The sequence below is a fragment of the Litoreibacter arenae DSM 19593 genome, assembly GCF_000442275.2.
Lineage (GTDB): Bacteria > Pseudomonadota > Alphaproteobacteria > Rhodobacterales > Rhodobacteraceae > Litoreibacter > Litoreibacter arenae.
The window spans coordinates 1,082,978-1,099,554 of the sequence record NZ_KE557306.1; the positions used below are offsets into that span (position 1 = coordinate 1,082,978).

General features: G+C 60.6%; 17 protein-coding genes. 13 read left to right on the forward strand and 4 right to left on the reverse strand.

Annotation, left to right across the window (positions count from 1 at the left end):
* Nucleotides 1-42 precede the first annotated feature (42 nt).
* On the forward strand, nucleotides 43-510 hold the full coding sequence (locus tag THALAR_RS05375) for a c-type cytochrome (RefSeq protein WP_021100485.1): 468 nt from the start codon (nucleotides 43-45) through the stop codon (nucleotides 508-510).
* 3 nt (nucleotides 511-513) lie between these two features.
* A complete protein-coding gene (locus THALAR_RS05380; RefSeq protein WP_021100486.1) occupies nucleotides 514-1,410 on the forward strand; it encodes a c-type cytochrome in 897 nt (298 codons plus the stop codon).
* On the opposite strand, the gene lipA is transcribed toward THALAR_RS05380, so the two are convergent.
* Both lipA and THALAR_RS05390 read right to left on the reverse strand, forming a co-directional pair.
* Complete coding sequence (gene lipA, locus THALAR_RS05385) at nucleotides 1,411-2,370, reverse strand: lipoyl synthase (RefSeq protein ID WP_021100487.1); 960 nt, start codon at nucleotides 2,368-2,370, stop codon at nucleotides 1,411-1,413.
* 172 nt (nucleotides 2,371-2,542) lie between these two features.
* Nucleotides 2,543-3,703, reverse strand: a complete 1,161-nt coding sequence (locus THALAR_RS05390; RefSeq protein ID WP_051153582.1) for a DUF6456 domain-containing protein — start codon at nucleotides 3,701-3,703, stop codon at nucleotides 2,543-2,545.
* Nucleotides 3,704-3,932: 229 nt separating this feature from the next.
* On the opposite strand from THALAR_RS05390, the gene THALAR_RS05395 reads away from it, so the two are divergent.
* Entirely contained in the window at nucleotides 3,933-4,259 is a 327-nt protein-coding gene (locus THALAR_RS05395) for a DUF6477 family protein (protein ID WP_021100489.1), read from the forward strand.
* Nucleotides 4,260-4,262: 3 nt separating this feature from the next.
* Here the strand turns inward: THALAR_RS05395 and THALAR_RS05400 are convergent, their stop codons facing one another.
* Nucleotides 4,263-5,804, reverse strand: a complete 1,542-nt coding sequence (locus THALAR_RS05400; protein ID WP_021100490.1) for a trimethylamine methyltransferase family protein — start codon at nucleotides 5,802-5,804, stop codon at nucleotides 4,263-4,265.
* Between the two features lie 177 nt (nucleotides 5,805-5,981).
* Between THALAR_RS05400 and guaA the strand changes: the two genes are divergently transcribed.
* Together guaA and THALAR_RS05410 are read left to right on the forward strand one after the other, a co-directional pair.
* Entirely contained in the window at nucleotides 5,982-7,559 is a 1,578-nt protein-coding gene (gene guaA, locus THALAR_RS05405) for a glutamine-hydrolyzing GMP synthase (protein WP_021100491.1), read from the forward strand.
* Nucleotides 7,560-7,562: 3 nt separating this feature from the next.
* On the forward strand, nucleotides 7,563-8,243 hold the full coding sequence (locus tag THALAR_RS05410) for a YdcF family protein (protein WP_021100492.1): 681 nt from the start codon (nucleotides 7,563-7,565) through the stop codon (nucleotides 8,241-8,243).
* A 13-nt stretch (nucleotides 8,244-8,256) separates the two neighbouring features.
* On the opposite strand, the gene THALAR_RS05415 is transcribed toward THALAR_RS05410, so the two are convergent.
* The gene (locus THALAR_RS05415; protein WP_154666745.1) at nucleotides 8,257-8,826 is read right to left on the reverse strand and encodes a hypothetical protein; all 570 of its coding nucleotides are present in this window, start codon (nucleotides 8,824-8,826) and stop codon (nucleotides 8,257-8,259) included.
* 158 nt (nucleotides 8,827-8,984) lie between these two features.
* On the opposite strand from THALAR_RS05415, the gene THALAR_RS05420 reads away from it, so the two are divergent.
* The 8 genes from THALAR_RS05420 (at nucleotide 8,985) to THALAR_RS05455 (ending at nucleotide 16,569) form a co-directional block, all read left to right on the forward strand.
* Nucleotides 8,985-9,881: a DMT family transporter gene (locus tag THALAR_RS05420; protein WP_040817264.1), complete on the forward strand. Its 897-nt coding sequence runs from the start codon at nucleotides 8,985-8,987 to the stop codon at nucleotides 9,879-9,881.
* A 150-nt stretch (nucleotides 9,882-10,031) separates the two neighbouring features.
* Entirely contained in the window at nucleotides 10,032-11,177 is a 1,146-nt protein-coding gene (locus tag THALAR_RS05425) for an OmpP1/FadL family transporter (RefSeq protein WP_021100495.1), read from the forward strand.
* Nucleotides 11,178-11,288: 111 nt separating this feature from the next.
* Nucleotides 11,289-12,203: a DMT family transporter gene (locus tag THALAR_RS05430; protein WP_051153659.1), complete on the forward strand. Its 915-nt coding sequence runs from the start codon at nucleotides 11,289-11,291 to the stop codon at nucleotides 12,201-12,203.
* A gap of 52 nt (nucleotides 12,204-12,255) precedes the next feature.
* Nucleotides 12,256-13,119 carry a hypothetical protein gene (locus THALAR_RS05435; protein ID WP_021100498.1) on the forward strand — a complete coding sequence of 288 codons (864 nt, stop codon included), beginning with the start codon at nucleotides 12,256-12,258 and terminating at the stop codon, nucleotides 13,117-13,119.
* Nucleotides 13,120-13,159: 40 nt separating this feature from the next.
* Nucleotides 13,160-14,080 carry a homoserine O-acetyltransferase MetA gene (gene metA / locus THALAR_RS05440; protein WP_021100499.1) on the forward strand — a complete coding sequence of 307 codons (921 nt, stop codon included), beginning with the start codon at nucleotides 13,160-13,162 and terminating at the stop codon, nucleotides 14,078-14,080.
* Nucleotides 14,073-15,038, forward strand: coding sequence for an alpha/beta fold hydrolase (locus tag THALAR_RS05445; protein ID WP_040817267.1), 966 nt, complete (start codon nucleotides 14,073-14,075; stop codon nucleotides 15,036-15,038). The genes metA and THALAR_RS05445 overlap by 8 nt, the downstream gene beginning before the upstream one ends.
* A 45-nt stretch (nucleotides 15,039-15,083) precedes the next feature.
* A complete protein-coding gene (ppk2, locus tag THALAR_RS05450) occupies nucleotides 15,084-15,959 on the forward strand; it encodes a polyphosphate kinase 2 (protein ID WP_021100501.1) in 876 nt (291 codons plus the stop codon).
* On the forward strand, nucleotides 15,952-16,569 hold the full coding sequence (locus THALAR_RS05455) for a TetR/AcrR family transcriptional regulator (RefSeq protein WP_021100502.1): 618 nt from the start codon (nucleotides 15,952-15,954) through the stop codon (nucleotides 16,567-16,569). Before ppk2 ends, THALAR_RS05455 begins: the two co-directional genes overlap by 8 nt.
* Nucleotides 16,570-16,577: the final 8 nt, after the last annotated feature.

The following is a 16,577-nucleotide window of genomic DNA, read 5'->3' on the forward strand; positions in this document are numbered from 1 at the left end:
GGTAGCCTCTCTTTAGTCATTTCACTTTCTGGAGGACCACCAATGAAGCTGACACGAGTACTTGCAACGGCAGGCTTGGCCGCAGGCCTGATTTCCACGATGGCCTTCGCGGACGGTCACAACCTCCCCGCCGAAGTGAAAGCGCGCAACGGTCTGATGGCGAACTACTCTTTGTATCTTGGAATTCTGGGCGACATGGCCAAGGGCGAACGCGAATATAACGAAGACCTCGCACTCACCGCCGCCAAGAACCTCGCAGCTTTTGCCGCAACCGATCAGTCGCTTCTCTGGCCCGAGGGCACGGACACAATGTCCATCGACGGCACCCGTGCCTTGCCGAAAATCTGGGAAGACCGTGCCGATTTCGATGCCAAGGCCGATGACCTCGACAAAGCCGCCAGCGCCATGGCGCAGGTGACGGATATCGACCTTGAGGCCATTCAGGTGTCCATGAAGGATCTCGGCGGCGCCTGCAGCGCATGCCATAAGCCCTATCGTGAGCCGGAATAGGTCTTGCTGAAACGCACAATTGCCGCCGTCGCCCTGCTGGGCGCCGGTGTGGCGTGGTGGATCACCGCGCCCAAGCCTATAGCTCACGCGACCGAAACAGCGCTTATGACGGCCCCCGCCGATGCCGAGGCTGGCGAACAGGTGTTTTGGGCGGCAGGCTGCGCCTCTTGCCACGTGGCCCCCGGCGCAGAGGAGACCGACGCGCCCTCCCTCGCTGGCGGACAGGCGTTTGCCAGCGAGTTCGGCACGTTCTATGCCCCAAATATCACGCCAGCCCCCGAAGGTATCGGCGGCTGGACCCTGATCGAGTTCGCCAACGCAGTCATGGCGGGCGTCAGCCCCGAAGGTGCACACTACTATCCCGCCTTTCCCTATACGGCCTACGCCAAGGCGACCCCGGAGGATATCGCGGCACTCTATGCGTTCATGCAAACCCTGCCCGCAGACGCGACCGCGTCAAAACCGCACGACGTCGGCTTTCCGTTCAACATCCGTCGCAGCCTTGGCGGGTGGAAGTTCATGTTCGGCACGCCGGACGGCCCCAAGCTTCCATCCGCGAATGACTCGGTTCAACGTGGGCAATACCTGTCGGAGGCTTTGGCCCATTGCACCGAATGTCACACATCACGCAATGCGTTAGGCGGGTTGGATACGTCGAAATGGCTCGGCGGCGCGCCCAACCCGAACGGCAAGGGCCGCATCCCTAACATCACCCCCGCCAAACTTGACTGGTCCGAACGGGACTTGATGGCCTATTTTACCACTGGCCTGACACCCGATTATGACAGCGCTGGCGGGCATATGGCTTCCGTCGTCCAGAATCTCGCACGATTGCCAGAAAAGGACCGCAAAGCCATTGTCGATTATCTGAAAGCTGTTCCGCCGGTCGCGGAGCCCTAGTTAAGCATGCCCCATCTTCGCCAGCCGCGCCTCGCGCAATTTGGCGAAGTCGTCACCTGCGTGATAGCTTGACCGTGTCAACGGCGTGGCCGACACCATCAGAAATCCCTTCCCGAACGCTGCCTTCTCGTAGGCTGCGAATTCTTCCGGCGTCACGAAACGGTCGATGCGATGATGCTTGGGCGTCGGTTGCAGATATTGCCCGATGGTCAGGAAGTCGATATCAGCGGCGCGCATGTCTTCCATGACCTGCATCACCGACTGACGGTCCTCGCCCAACCCTACCATGATGCCGGATTTGGTGAACATCGTCGGGTCGAGTTCCTTCACGCGCTGCAAAAGGCGCAGCGAATGGAAATATCGCGCGCCGGGGCGCACTTCGGGATAGAGGCCGGGGACGGTTTCGAGGTTGTGGTTGAACACATCAGGTCGCGCTTCAACAACGACCTCCAACACTTTGGGATCACAGCGAATAAAGTCCGGCGTAAGAATTTCAATCGTGGTCCCGGGCGATTGCCGGCGAATGGCGCGGATTGTCTGGGCGAAGTGCTCTGCCCCGCCATCCTCGATGTCGTCGCGGTCCACCGAGGTGATCACCACATGGTTCAGCCCCAGCTTCTTCACCGCACCCGCGACACGGCCCGGCTCGAACACGTCCAGATCCTCTGGCGGTTTGCCCGTGGCGATGTTGCAGAAGGTGCAGGCCCGCGTGCAGACCTCGCCCATGATCATCATGGTCGCGTGGCCCTGATTCCAGCATTCGCCAACATTGGGGCAGCCAGCTTCTTCGCACACAGTCGTTAGCTTATGCTCGCGCATGATCTTGTGGGTGTCTTTGTAGCCCTCGCCGACCGGCGCCTTGACCCTGATCCACGCGGGCTTCTTCGGCTGCGCATTATCCGGCCGCTTCGCCTTTTCGGGATGGCGTTGGCTTGGAATTTTCAGGTCACGGGTGGCCATGCGGTCGGCTCCTTGAAGGGGTGGCTTTGCCTATACGCCACAAATTGGTTCAACGCTAAACGAAGTATTGTCGCAGGGGCAACCTTGCAAGTCTAATCCCGAAAGCACGCAAACGAAAACAGGGCAACCGGTTGCCCGGATGCCCTGCGCAGTTTCCACCATTAAGGCCTTCTCAGCCGATCATCGCACTTACATGACCGTTTGCATCCATGTAGTGGCGGTGCAGCCGTTGCAGGGCGATCCGCAGCACGACCTTGCCAGACCGTGCGGACCACCCCATCCGCTTTTCGGCGGTCTCCAACCCTTCCAGAAAGCAACAGCACCGCATGATGATATCGCTCAGGCCCGGCCCAAGATCGTCGAGGGCGGACAGCATCCGGTTGCGGGCGGTTTTCGGGCCATCAGGCAAGGTCTCATCACCCGCCATCTCGGCACGATCGCCAGAGAGCATGAACCTGTCCCAATTCTGCGCTGCATCCTGCCCCATCTGGGCCAGTTCGTAATCTTCACGGAACCGCTCGCCAGCCTGCACGAGTTCGGCGCTCAGGAACGAGCGGCCTGTTTTGTCGCGTCGCCGTGCCAGCATGGCTAGCGGGCTTTCGGCCATGGCCGGGCGTGACATACCTGCGACCGCGCCTTCGCCCGCCCAGTCATTCTTTACATCGCGAAACGGATTACAGCCATCCTGAAGGCCGCGTGCACGGCGCTTGCGCTCCATATCCTCAGCCAGATACTGCTTCAGCGCCGCGCGTCCGGCGGAGGTGATGGTGTAGCTCGCCACCCGTCCGCTGCGCGAACAGCTGATCCAGTCCTTCAACGCAAACGCCTGCGCGACCTCCCGTGAGACCACGGCCGTGCGGGTGGGTGCGCTGTCTTTGAACGAACGCAGAACCACAGCCTTGTCCATGTCAGCCGCAAGCGCCAGCACAGCGCCGGTCTCGCTGAGGCGGCGCAAAACGCGGCGGGCTTCTCGGGCGAGCCCCTCTGCGTCGTTCAGCAAAGCCATGCCCGTGGCGTCGCTGGCTTTAACAGAGATTTCAGAATGGTTACGGGCGTGTGCGATCATATTGTGTAGTCCTTGTTCGGAATCTGTCGTTTGGCTCGTGTTCAGCCTGGTGCTCAGGCGCTCAAGCGCTTCGTCTACCAACGGGTCGTCGCGCCGGTTTTCGAACCGGCGAACCTGACGCAGGATGGTGGAGGCGTGACACCCCTCCCGCCGCGCCAAGTCTCTGAGTGACAGCCCTTTTTCCGTGTGAATCAAATAGCGTCGCGCAGCTTGTGGAATCCAGTTCGACAGAAGCGATTCCGGTGGCGATACGGCGACAGAAAACATGTGTTACATCCCCCTAGGTCGATCAGGCAGAGGCGGCAGACGCCCCTCGGCAATGCGCACAACTTGAAGTTGCATTACTTACGAGATGGTTAACGGACGCTGCATTTGCGTGAATATGTTTCCATTTCGTAAACAGAGGATTTGACGGCGTCCGCAGGGCAGGTTTCCGCGCAACAGCACCGAACGCAGGCATAGGAAGAGGCCACAAATTCAACTCCGGAGCACTGCCATGACCGACCTCACCACCCAACTGAATAACCTGCGCCGCCCCCGCCTTCTGGTGCGTGCGGCGCGCCACGGGGTGGGCAACTACCGACGCTCCCGCGACCTGCGTCGCATCACGGGGCAGCTGTTAACCGGATCATCACACCAGGCGGTCGTACAGACGTTGTTGCAGCACGAGGAACAGGCCGAGCAGACGCGCCTCGCAAACGACGGCACGTACAGTGCCAACAAGCACGTGGAATTGCTGATCGCATTGATGGCCGAAAGCCGGACGATGCCCCCGCCCGCACGCGCCGAGGGCCGCACCGGATGGCGGCCCTCGGTTGTCTGACCGCTACATGAACGAGTCCGGCATGCTGTCTTTCTTCTCGCGCATATAGGCGCGAAGGGCCTCGTCGATGGCGGGGTCCAGATGCGGCTGCTGGTAGTCGCTCAGCTGCTTTTCCACCCGCGCGGCCGCCAGGGCCACCGTGTCGCGCTCGCCCTCGTCAGCCCAGGTCTCGAAGGGCTTGTAGTCGAACACATCCGACCGCCAGAACGCCGTTTTGAAGTTGTTTTGCGTGTGCTCGCAGCCCAGATAATGGCCGCCGGGGCCGACCTCTTCAATGGCCCCCATGGCTTGGGCATTTTCGTCCATGCTCACCCCCTTGGCGAAATGGTGTAGCGTGCCCAACTGGTCGGCATCCATAACGAATTTCTCGAAGGAGGACACCAGCCCACCTTCCAACCATCCGCAACCATGCAGCATGAAGTTCACGCCGGACAAGAGCCCCATGTTCAGTGAATTCGCCGTTTCATACGCCGCCTGCGCGTCGGGCAGCTTCGAGCCACAGAACGACCCCGCAGACCGGTAAGGCAACCCCAGACGCCGCGCCAACTGGCCCGCCCCGTAGGTGATGTGTGATGCCTCGGGTGTCCCGAAGGTCGGCGCGCCGGAGTTCATGTCGATCGAAGTCACGAACGCGCCGAAGATTACCGGCGCGCCGGGTTTGACCAACTGGCTGTAAGCCACTCCCGCCAAGACCTCGGCCAGAACCTGCGTCAACGTCCCTGCCACAGAGACCGGAGCCATCGCGCCGCCAACAATGAACGGAGAAATAATGCAGGCCTGATTGGCGCGCGCATAGACCTCAAGCGCCCCCATCATGATCGAATCGAACGTCATGGGCGAGTTGATGTTGATCAGCGATGTCATCACCGTGCGCCCGTCCAGCCCGCCAAACAGGATATCTGCCATATCGACAGAATCCTGCGCGCGTGATGGTTCCGTGACGGACCCCATGAACGGCTTGTCTGACAGCGACATGTGGGCGTAGAGCATGTCCAGATGGCGCTTGTTCACCGGAATGTCCGTCGGCTCGCACACCGTCCCGCCGGAATGGTGCAGCCATTTGGACATGTATCCCAGTTTCACAAATTTGTTGAAATCCGCCATGGTCGCGTAACGGCGACCACCTGCGGCGTCGCGCACGAAAGGTGGGCCATAGACGGGCGCAATGACCAAATTACGACCGCCAATTTCCACCGACCGCTCGGGGTTGCGTGCGTGCTGCGTAATCATCGAAGGCGCGGTTTCGCACAACTTGCGTGCCAGCCCGCGCGGGATACGCACGCGTTCGCCATCAATGTCGGCCCCCACCTCGCGCCACAGATCCAGCGCGTAGGGGTTGTCGACGAAGTTCACCCCGATCTCCGCCAGCACCGTCTCGGCATTTGCCTCGATGATCTGCAGCGCCTCTTCTGTCAGCACCTCGAAATTCGGGATGTTGCGTTCGATGTATTTCGCGGTCTCGACCGAGACGGCGGTGCGCTCCGCACGGCGGGCCGCCCCGCCGCCTCCGCGTGCGCGCCTGCGTGGTGCTGCTGTGTCGGTCATGGTCTACTCCCCGATATTGCTTGGTTCAGTGATTACCGCACCCTGCCCAAAGCCGACGCCCAAATCCGTCCCTTACGGCGAAAAAGCGACATGGGCAGGGATATTATCCACCGTGCGGAGCCTGCGCACGGTGCGCACCCCCTTGCAACGGTCGCAGAGGCCCCATAATCAGCGTGCATGACAGATCATCCCATCGACCCCGCCGCCACGCATGAAAAGCTGCTGATCATCGACTTCGGATCGCAGGTCACTCAACTGATCGCGCGGCGTCTGCGCGAGTTGAACGTCTATTGCGAAATCCATCCCTATCAGAACGTCACCGACGCCTTTCTGGCCGAGTTCGCGCCCAAGGCGGTGATCTTCTCGGGCGGACCGTGTTCGGTCATCGACAAGGATTCGCCCCGCCCACCTGAGTCTGTCTACGACCTTGGCGTGCCAATCCTTGGCATTTGCTATGGCCAGCAGGTCATGATGCAGGGGTTGGGCGGTCACGTGGAACGCGGCCATGGCACCGCCGAGTTTGGACGCGCCTTTGTGGTGCCTCATGGGCAGCTTGAGTTGCTGGAAGGCTGGTTCCTGACCGACAAGGAACAGGTCTGGATGAGCCACGGCGACCACGTCTCGAAAATCGCGCCGGGGTTCGAGGTCTACGGCACTTCCCCCAACGCGCCGTTCGCGATCACTGCCGACGTGTCGCGCAATTTCTACGCTGTGCAGTTCCACCCCGAGGTGCACCACACCCCCAACGGCGCGAAGCTCTACGAGAATTTCGTGCGCATGGCGGGCTTCTCCGGCGACTGGACCATGGGCGCTTACCGCGAGCAGGCCATCGAGGCGATCCGCGAAACCGTGGGCGACAAACAGGTCATATGCGGGCTCTCCGGCGGCGTCGATTCCTCCGTCGCTGCCGTGCTGATCCACGAGGCCATCGGCGACCAGCTAACCTGCGTTTTCGTAGACCACGGCCTGCTGCGGAAAGGTGAGGCCGAGGAGGTCGTCACCATGTTCCGTGACCACTACAACATGAAACTGATCCACGCCGACGAGCAGGAGCTGTTTCTGGGCGAACTGGACGGGCAATCCGACCCCGAGACCAAGCGCAAGATCATCGGCAAGCTGTTCATCGACGTATTCCAGAAATACGCCAACGAGATCGAGGGAGCCGAGTTCCTTGCCCAAGGGACGCTCTACCCCGATGTGATCGAGAGCGTCAGCTTCTCCGGCGGGCCGTCCGTGACTATCAAGTCACACCACAATGTCGGGGGCCTGCCCGAGAAGATGGGTCTGAAACTGGTCGAGCCCCTGCGCGAGCTGTTCAAGGACGAAGTCCGCGCGCTTGGGGCCGAGTTGGGACTGCCGCCGAGCTTCATCGGCCGCCACCCCTTCCCCGGACCGGGCCTGGCGATCCGTTGTCCCGGTGAAATCACCCGCGCCAAACTCGACATTCTGCGCGAAGCCGACGCGGTCTATATCGACCAGATCCGCAAGCACGGTCTTTATGATGATATCTGGCAGGCGTTCGTTGCGATCCTGCCGGTGCGTACCGTGGGCGTCATGGGCGACGGTCGCACCTATGACTACGCCTGTGCCCTGCGTGCGGTGACATCGGTCGACGGAATGACCGCGGACTACTACCCGTTCACCCACGAGTTCCTCGGCGAAACCGCCACCCGCATCATCAATGAGGTGCCGGGCATCAATCGGGTGACCTACGACATCACCTCCAAGCCTCCGGGCACGATCGAGTGGGAATGAGCAGTGCTCAAGACCATGGGCCGCGTCGCCAAGTTTTCGGTCGCGGCTTATGTGCTGACCTGCATCGCTATCTACGCTTTCGCTCAACTTCACCCAGACACACCGCCGTCGCAGGTTGAAAGATCGGACATCATCGTCGTGCTTGGTGCTGGCATGGACCCAGACGGCACGTTGCATCGCTCTTCGATCTTACGCGTTGAGACGGGGGTGAAACTTTGGCAGGCTCAGGCCGCCCCTCAGATGCATTTTTCGGGCGGTATGGGGCGGCCCAACGGACTGTCAGCAGGAGCGCAAATGGCGGCACTGGCCGAACGCCTGGGCGTGTCCGGCAATGTGGTCACGCATGAAGATCGATCTCTATCCACCTTACAAAATGCGCTTTTTTCTCAACCGATGATCGCTGATGCCAAGCATCTGCGCCTTGTGACTGAAGGCTTCCACTTGCCACGCAGTTGGCTCAGTTTCAAATGGGCCGCATGGCAAAGCGGAGCGCCCGTTCCAATCATTAGCCTGAGCCATTCAGAGCGCCTGCGAACAGCATCCCCCGGCTCCAGACTGCCGAAAATTACGATGGTCCTGCGCGAAGCGGCAGCGCTTTGGTTCAATGCGGGCCGCGTCGTGGCGTTCGAGATCGGCGGCGCGTTTGGCGTGGCGCAGGATACGCGTGAGGCGTGGCTGGAGTGACGGGGAGCGCAGTCTAGCGAAGCGCCTTCAGGAGCAGGTCCGCACCGAACTCCCCCACGGCGCAGGCGTTCAAATCACCTTCCTGTCCGATAGCAAACCACTCCGCCCGCGCGTCCAGTCCTATGGACACCTTCGGCCCCACCGACAGCGGATCACGACCCCAATGGCTGCCCGTCATCGGCTCTGCGTCGTAAAGGTGGTGCAGGTCTGTTTTGGGTAGATTTGCTTGGAGGAACAGATACCCCGCAATGCATTCCACCTGCCGCGTTACCCAGCCGCGCAACTTGTCCTCTTCGTCACGGCGCCGTCTGATCTCGCGTAACGCTACATCAGCCACGCCATGGCGCACCTGTATGGCGTGACCGAGGACATGAGCCAGCTCGTAGGCCTCGTGGTCTTGGTAAAAGCTGTCGGCGCGGTAGTAGATCACGTTGTTCGACGCACAAAAGGCAACCTGATCGTTCACGCCCCTGTCTGCGCCACATACATCCGTCATCCGCGCGACCACCTGCGGTGAGGGAAGGTCGGCAAACAGTCGATGGGCTGCGTTCATGACAGCAACGGCGTCGGGGGGAATTGGCATCAAATCCCGTCCTGCACCCGGGCTGGCCAACAAGGCAAGGGCGGCAGTAATCCAGACGGCCTTCATCGCGTTCTCCCATGGTTGCCTTGAGGCTAGCGCGCACCCGACGGGCACACAATCCGCTTGACCCTGCGCCCGCCAAAGGGTCTTTCACCCCCATGGATCAACACGCGTCAAACCTCCCTCTTGCCGCCCTGTGGATGGCGGGCGCGATCGTGTCCTTCTCGGGGATGGCGGTGGCGGGCCGCATGGTCAGCGTCGAGCTTGATACGTTCGAGTTGATGACCTACCGCTCGTTCATCTCCATCGCGCTGGTGGTGGGAATCGGCGGCATGGCGGGGACCCTAGGGCAAATCAACACGCGCAACTTCGGGCTGCACGCCGCGCGGAACCTGTCGCATTTCGCCGGTCAGAACCTCTGGTTCGCCGCGATCACGATGATCCCGCTGGCACAAGTGATCGCGCTGGAATTCACCTCGCCTATCTGGGTCGCGTTGCTGGCCCCATTCCTGCTATCGGAGCGACTCACCCGCCTGCGCATGTTCGTGGCGGTGATGGGCTTCATCGGCATCCTGATCGTGGCGCGGCCTGATCTGTCCAATATCGAGCTTGGGTCGGTCTTTGCCGCAGGCTCGGCCATCGGTTTTGCAGGCTCGGCCATCTTCACTAAAATCTTGACGCGGCACCATTCCATCACCTGCATCCTGTTCTGGCTTGCGGTGATGCAGGCGGTCTTCGGATTGGTCTGCGCAGGGTATGACGGAGACATAGCCATACCATCCGTATCGCTGCTGCCATGGGTCGTGATGGTGTCCTGCACTGGGTTGGGCGCGCATTTCTGCCTGACCACCGCGCTGAGCCATGCGCCGGCGGTGATCGTCATGCCAATGGACTTCGCCCGCCTGCCCGTTGTGGCCCTTTTGGGAATGGTCCTCTTCGGCGAAGCGCTGGACGTGTGGGTCTTCGTCGGTGCCGCGGTGATTTTTGGCGCAAACTATCTCAACATCGCCGCAGAGGCGCGCCGGAACCGGGCGCTGGCCCGAGCGATTTACTGAGCCTTTTGTGGACTTTCCGCCACGCCTTTTGGTGCTTTCGGGAAATAACGCGGCGTAATCATCCGTGACGCTGGGTCATAAATTGACGCAGGCGGAAACTCGCCCCTAGGATGGGATCAAATCACTTTCAAGTGTTTCGGGGAGGAAACCATGAAGAAGCTCACAAGCGCCGCAGCGATACTCGCAGCAACCACATCACTTGCGTCGGCTGGCGGTGTTGACCGCTCCGGTCAGGTGATTGGCATCATTTTCGAAGAAGGCAATTATGTAGAATTGTCCTTCGGCTCCATTTCGCCGACAGTATCCGGCGTCGGGGCAGGCACGGTGCCGAACCCTCCGGCACAACCCACACCGGGCCAAGCGTCTGGCAACATGGTGGAAGACTACACCTTGTTCGGGCTTGGCTATAAGCACCAGTTCAACGACAAGCTGTCATTTGCCCTGATGTTGGACGAGCCGTTCGGCGCGGATGTTAACTATCCGGCGGCGACCACCTATTTCGCCCGCGGCTCTACCGCGACGTTGAAAACACAAGCGCTCACCGGCCTTGTGCGCTATAAAATCAACGAAAATTTTAGCGTTCACGGCGGTCTGCGCTACCAGTCCTTCGAAGCACGGGCATCAATTCCGTTCGTGCAAGCGCCAGCCGGTCCGACAGCGGGCATCCCCTATGCCGCGAATGGCGCAAAAGACTATGGCGTGGGCTATGTGGTCGGTGCGGCATACGAGCGCCCGGATATCGCACTGCGCGTGGCATTGACCTACTCTTCCGAAATTTCGCATTCGCTTTCGACGGTCGAGACAGGTCCTGTTCCCGGCTCTACGGTGACCAATGTGGACACGCCGCAATCTGTCAATCTGGACTTTCAAACCGGCATCGCAGCCGACACGCTTTTGTTCGGCTCCGTCCGCTGGGTTGACTGGAGCGACTTCGACGTGACGCCAGCCGGTTATCAGGTTGCGACCAGCGGCTCGCTGGTGTCCTACGCGGATGATGTCATAACCTATAACCTGGGCGTCGGGCGTCGCTTCAACGAGAACTGGTCCGGCGCGGTATCCATCGGGTACGAAAAGTCGAACGGTGGGTTTGCGTCGAACCTTGGTCCGACAGATGGCAATGTCAGCATCGGGCTGGGTGGCACATACACCAATGGCGGCGTGAAAGTCACCGGCGGCGTGAGATACGTCAAGATTGGCGATGCGCAGACACAGCTTGCTCGCAGCGGCATCGCGGCGTCTGATTTTAACGACAACAAGGCGGTCGTCGTTGGGTTCAAGGTCGGCTACAGCTTCTGATCTTACTTCGCCAACTGGTTTTGAACGCCCGGCCCGAAAAGGTCGGGCGTTTTTTCGTTTATCCGCAAAATTCGGGTCGCCGCTGTCGCGAATTTAGGCTTCATGGCACTCATGATACCAACACAAAAAACCATGACCACCCGCGCGTGGGCCGAGATGGCTTTGCTCGCCCTGATCTGGGGCGGCTCCTTCCTGTCGATCCGGCTGGCGCTGAACGAAGTGCCTGTGATGACCACCGTGGCGCATCGCGTTTTCTGGGCAATGCTGGTGCTGTGGGCCTATATCGCGGTCCGTCGGCTGCCTCTGCCACGTGACCCTCGGATATGGGGGGCCTTTCTGGTCATGGGGCTGCTCAACAACGTAATCCCCTTCTCGCTGATGGCATGGGGGCAGCTGCATATCGAGACAGGCCTGACCTCGATCCTGAACGCGGCCACGGCAATATTCGGGGTTATCGTGGCATCGGCCCTGTTTGCCGACGAACAACTCACGCCGCGCCGTGCAGTCGGGGTTGTGTTCGGATTCTTTGGCGTCGCGACGGCCATCGGATTGGAAAACCTGCTGCAGCTCGACATTCGCTCCACCGCGCAACTTGCTGTTTTGGCTGGGACTTTATCCTATGCCGTTGCAGGCGCTTGGGCGCGTCGGATGTTGGCGAGGTTGACACCGCAGGTTGCAGCGGCGGGGATGCTGACCGGCTCCAGCCTCGTGATGGTGCCGCTGGCGCTTGTGATCGACGGCGTGCCGTCCTTTGACCTTAGCCCGACCGTTTGGGGTGCTATTGGATATTACGCCGTGATTGCAACTGCTTGCGCCTACTTGCTCTACTACCGCATTCTGGACATGGCGGGCAGCGGCAATTTGATGATCTGCACCTTGCTGATCGCACCCGTGGCCATCGTGCTAGGCGCGGTCGTCTTGGGCGAGGAACTGGCGCCGCGTGCCTATTTGGGCTTTGCCATCTTAGCGCTTGGGCTATTGGTGTTGGATGGCCGCATCCTTCGCTTTTTGCGTGCAGCCCCCTAGCAAGCCCGCCCGCAGCCCGCTACCTAGTTGTCGAGGCGAAGGAGCGACGCGCATGATCTATAATTCCGGTCAGGATTGGCTACAGGCCGAGGCGAAAAAGGTGCTGTTCTTTGGCATGTCCGGCCTTGGGAAAACCCATGTTTCCAACATGTTACGCGGCACAGGGGAGTGGTTTCACTACAGCGCCGACTACCGCATCGGCACGCGCTATATGGGCGAATACATCACCGACAACTTCAAGCGCCGCGCCATGCAAGACCCGTTTCTGGCGGAGCTTTTGCGCTCCGACAGCATTTACATCGCGTCGAACCTGACCTTTGACGACCTGTCACCTCTCTCCACCTATCTGGGCAAGCCGGGCAATCCGGAGCTTGGTGGGTTGAGTTTCGAAGAATACCAGAAGCGACAGGCGCAGCACCACCGTGCGGAGGTCGCCGCGCTTTATGACACCGCGCATTTCATCGAGCGGGCCAAGGATTTGTATGGCTACGACAATTTCGTCTGCGACAGTGGTGGTTCGACCTGCGAGGTCGTGGACCCGTTCAACCCCGAAGACCCGTTGCTGACGGAACTGGCGAAAAACCATCTGATGGTCTGGATTGAAGGCTCCCCCGATCACGAGGCCGAACTGGTGCGCCGCTTCAAACGCGCGCCGAAGCCGATGTGCTACCGGCCGGAATTCCTGAGCGAGTTGTGGGCCGAGTATCTGGACACCCACAAATGCGCCGAGGAAGAGGTCGACCCCAACGCCTTCATGACCTTCACCTATGCCCGCGCCATTTCGCAGCGCGAGCCGCGCTACCGCGCGATGGCGGACAATTTCGGGATCAAGGTGTCGCATACGGATTTGGGCAAGGTGACAACTTCCGAGGGTCTCGACGAGTTGATCGCGGCCACCCTTGGCAACAAGGGCTGACCCGCCTAGTTAACAAAGCCTTAGACAACGGACCCGCCTTATGCCCATCAAGCTGCCTTCGACCTCCCTTCCCGCCTATGACGTGCTCTCGCGCGAGGGCGTGAGCGTGATGAGCGAGGATCAGGCGGCGCGGCAGGATATCCGGCCCTTGCGCATTGCACTGCTGAACCTGATGCCGAAGAAAATCCAGACCGAGAACCAGTTTGCCCGGCTGATCGGCGCAACGCCCTTGCAGATCGAGCTGTCGCTGATCCGCATGTCCGAGCATGAGACCAAGACCACCGCCGCCGAGCATATGGAGGAATTCTACCGCCCGTTCCAAGAGGTGAAGGGCGAAAAGTTCGACGGGCTGGTCATCACGGGTGCGCCGATTGAACACCTGCCGTTCGACGAGGTGACCTACTGGGACGAGCTGCGCGAGGTGATGGACTGGACGCAGACGAATGTGCATTCCACTTTCGGCGTGTGCTGGGGCGGCATGGCGATGATCAATTATTTCCACGGGGTCAAGAAACACCTGTTGGATCACAAACTGTTCGGGTGTTACCGGCACACAAATCTGGACCCCGCCTCACCCTATCTACGCGGCTTTTCGGACGATTGCGTGATCCCCGTATCGCGCTGGACCGAGATGCGGCAAGACGAGATCGACGCGGCGGACGGGCTGACCACGCTGCTGGGCAGCGATGTCGCAGGCCCGTGTCTGGTCGAAGACCGCAAGCATCGGGCGATCTACATCTTCAACCATTTCGAATATGATAGCTGCACCTTGAAGGAAGAATATGACCGCGATGTCGCAGCGGGCACCGCGATCAACGTGCCGGTGAATTATTACCCCGACAACGACCCGACCAAGAAGCCGATGAACCGCTGGCGCAGCCACGCGCATCTGCTTTATGGCAACTGGATCAACGAGATATACCAGACAACGCATTTCGACCTGGACAAGATCGGTGCTTAAAATCGCACTCCTTCTCGGGGCCGTGCTGGTTCTGGTCGGGTGCGGCGCTGCGCTGGACAAGCGGATCAAGGCGCGCACATCCAAGGCGTTGGCGGAGCATCCTCCGACCGGGCAAATACTGGACGTGAACGGCACCAAGGTGCATGTCCATGTGGAAGGCTCCGGACCCGATGTGGTGCTGATCCATGGTGCGGGCGGCAACTGGCAGGACTTCACCTTTTCGCTGATCCCCAAGCTGAAAAACCATTTCCGCTTCATCGCCATCGACCGCCCCGCGCATGGGCATACCGGCCGGATCGCCGACCGCGCGGACGACGTGGAGAGCGTCAACGAACAGGCGGACCTGCTTCATGCGGCGGCTGAGATGGTCGGTGCGAAAAAGCCGCTGGTGCTGGGCCAAAGCTATGGCGGCGCGGTCGCGCTGGCTTACGGGCTGCGCCACCCCGCAGATACCTCGGGGCTGGTGATCGTATCCGGCGTATCAAACCCCTGGGAAGGCGACTTGGACATCTGGTATCGCCTGACTGACACATGGTTCGGGCGGCATGTGCTGATCCCCGTGACCTCGGCCTTTGCCAATGACCGGAAGGCAGAGGAGACGTTGGAGGCCATCTTCGCCCCTGACCCCGTGCCGGAAGGCTATCTGGAGCATATGGGATATGGGCTTGCCATACGGCCCGCTCAGTTGAAGACCAACGCGGCGATGGTGAATTCGCTGCTGCCCCAGATCGAGGCGCAGGCGAAGCTTTATGAAGGGCTGGATATGCCAGTCGAGATCGTGCACGGGACCGCAGACAAAATTGTCCCTTACGAGGTGCATGCGGTGCCGCTGTCGCAAAAGCTGCCGAATGCCGAAGTGACAAAGCTCGACGGCATCGGTCACATGCCTCATCACGCGGACGAGGCCAGCACGATCAAAGCCCTGCGCCGTTTGGCAAAACGCGCTGGCCTGCAATAGGTTAAGGCTTCATAGTAACGCGGAAATACAATGCGTGAGGCCTCTATGACCCTGCCCTTCGACGGTGCCATTTCCAAATTCTACAAGGAAGAAATTCCCGACGGCGTTCGGGAGGCGATCCGCAACGCGGGCAAGAACGACATTCTGGCGCAAAGCTATCCGTATGACACCCGCATGGATAAGGACGACTACAACGACACCATGAAGCGCTTGCAGGTCGAGCTGATGAAGTTGCAGGCATGGGTCAAGAACGAGGGCAAGCGCGTCGCCATCGTGTTCGAAGGGCGCGACGCCTCGGGCAAAGGCGGCACCATCAAGCGGTTCCGCGAGAACATGAACCCGCGAAACTGCAAAATCGTGGCGCTGTCCAAGCCCACCGAGGAAGAGCGCGGCCAGTGGTATTTCCAGCGCTACGTCAAACACATGCCGACCGCAGGGCAGATCACGCTGTTCGACCGCAGTTGGTACAATCGCGGTGTGGTTGAGGACGTGTTCGGCTTCTGCTCCATCGGGGAGCGGCAACATTTCTTCACCCAAGTGCCTGAGTTCGAGAAGATGCTGGTGGATGACGGGATCATCCTCATCAAGCTATGGCTCAATGTCGGGCGGGCCGAACAGTTGCGCCGGATGTTGGCGCGCGAGAAGGACAAGCTGAAGCAGTGGAAACTTTCCTCGATCGACGTTGAAGGCCTGCACAAATGGGACGCCTATTCCCGCGCGATTTCCGAGACCTTCGAGGCATCTGACACCGCCCATGCCCGTTGGACGGTGATCCGCTCCGACGACAAGCGACGGGCGCGGATTGCGGCGCTGCGCAAGGTGCTGAACACCATCCACTACGCCAACAAGGATGACAGCATCGCCATCCGTCCGGACGCCAAAATTTGCGGCGGCGTGGAAATCTGGAATCCCAATGGCTAAACGCGGATATCACCACGGCAATCTCAAGCAGGCCTTGGTGGAGGCCACGCTGCGGCTGATCGAGGAAAAGGGACCGACCGGTTTTACAGTCGCGGAGGCCGCCAAGCTGGCCGGCGTGACACCTGCCGCCGTCTATCGCCACTTCGAGGGACGCGAGGCGTTGATCGCGGAATGTGCGCTGCAAGGCCACCGCATCTTCGGCGACCTGATGGAACATGCCTATGCCGGCGGGCATCCCACGGCGCTCAAGGCGTTTGAGGCGACGGGCCGGGCCTACCTTGCTTTCGCGCGCAAGTTCCCCGGCCACTACATGGCGATGTTTGAAAGCGGCGTGAACCTGCAAGCCAACCCTGCGCTGGCCACCGCCGCCGACCGCTCCCGCGGCGTGTTGGAGCAGGCGGCTCAGAAGCTGTCGGAGCATATCCCCGCAGACAAGCGCCCGCCCGCTACAATGTTTTCCAGCCATATCTGGGCGATGTCGCACGGCGTCGTGGAGTTGTTCGCCCGCGGTGCTCCGGGTGCCAAAGCGCCCTATCCGCCCGAGGACTTGCTGGAAGCCGGTATAGGGATTTACCTGCGCGGACTGGGGCTGATCGAGCCGGACAGGTAGAGGTTATC

Excerpts from the sequence above, each read along its gene's own strand:
- THALAR_RS05455 (WP_021100502.1), top strand. The coding sequence starts at position 15,952 with ATGGCTAAACGCGGATATCACCACGGCAATCTCAAGCAGGCCTTGGTG.
- metA (WP_021100499.1), top strand. The coding sequence starts at position 13,160 with ATGCCCATCAAGCTGCCTTCGACCTCCCTTCCCGCCTATGACGTGCTC.
- THALAR_RS05435 (WP_021100498.1), top strand. The coding sequence starts at position 12,256 with ATGATCTATAATTCCGGTCAGGATTGGCTACAGGCCGAGGCGAAAAAG.
- ppk2 (WP_021100501.1), top strand. The coding sequence starts at position 15,084 with ATGACCCTGCCCTTCGACGGTGCCATTTCCAAATTCTACAAGGAAGAA.
- THALAR_RS05425 (WP_021100495.1), top strand. The coding sequence starts at position 10,032 with ATGAAGAAGCTCACAAGCGCCGCAGCGATACTCGCAGCAACCACATCA.
- THALAR_RS05415 (WP_154666745.1), bottom strand. The coding sequence starts at position 8,826 with ATGCCAATTCCCCCCGACGCCGTTGCTGTCATGAACGCAGCCCATCGA.
- lipA (WP_021100487.1), bottom strand. The coding sequence starts at position 2,370 with ATGGCCACCCGTGACCTGAAAATTCCAAGCCAACGCCATCCCGAAAAG.
- THALAR_RS05420 (WP_040817264.1), top strand. The coding sequence starts at position 8,985 with ATGGATCAACACGCGTCAAACCTCCCTCTTGCCGCCCTGTGGATGGCG.
- THALAR_RS05395 (WP_021100489.1), top strand. The coding sequence starts at position 3,933 with ATGACCGACCTCACCACCCAACTGAATAACCTGCGCCGCCCCCGCCTT.
- guaA (WP_021100491.1), top strand. The coding sequence starts at position 5,982 with ATGACAGATCATCCCATCGACCCCGCCGCCACGCATGAAAAGCTGCTG.
- THALAR_RS05390 (WP_051153582.1), bottom strand. The coding sequence starts at position 3,703 with ATGTTTTCTGTCGCCGTATCGCCACCGGAATCGCTTCTGTCGAACTGG.
- THALAR_RS05400 (WP_021100490.1), bottom strand. The coding sequence starts at position 5,804 with ATGACCGACACAGCAGCACCACGCAGGCGCGCACGCGGAGGCGGCGGG.
- THALAR_RS05430 (WP_051153659.1), top strand. The coding sequence starts at position 11,289 with ATGATACCAACACAAAAAACCATGACCACCCGCGCGTGGGCCGAGATG.
- THALAR_RS05375 (WP_021100485.1), top strand. The coding sequence starts at position 43 with ATGAAGCTGACACGAGTACTTGCAACGGCAGGCTTGGCCGCAGGCCTG.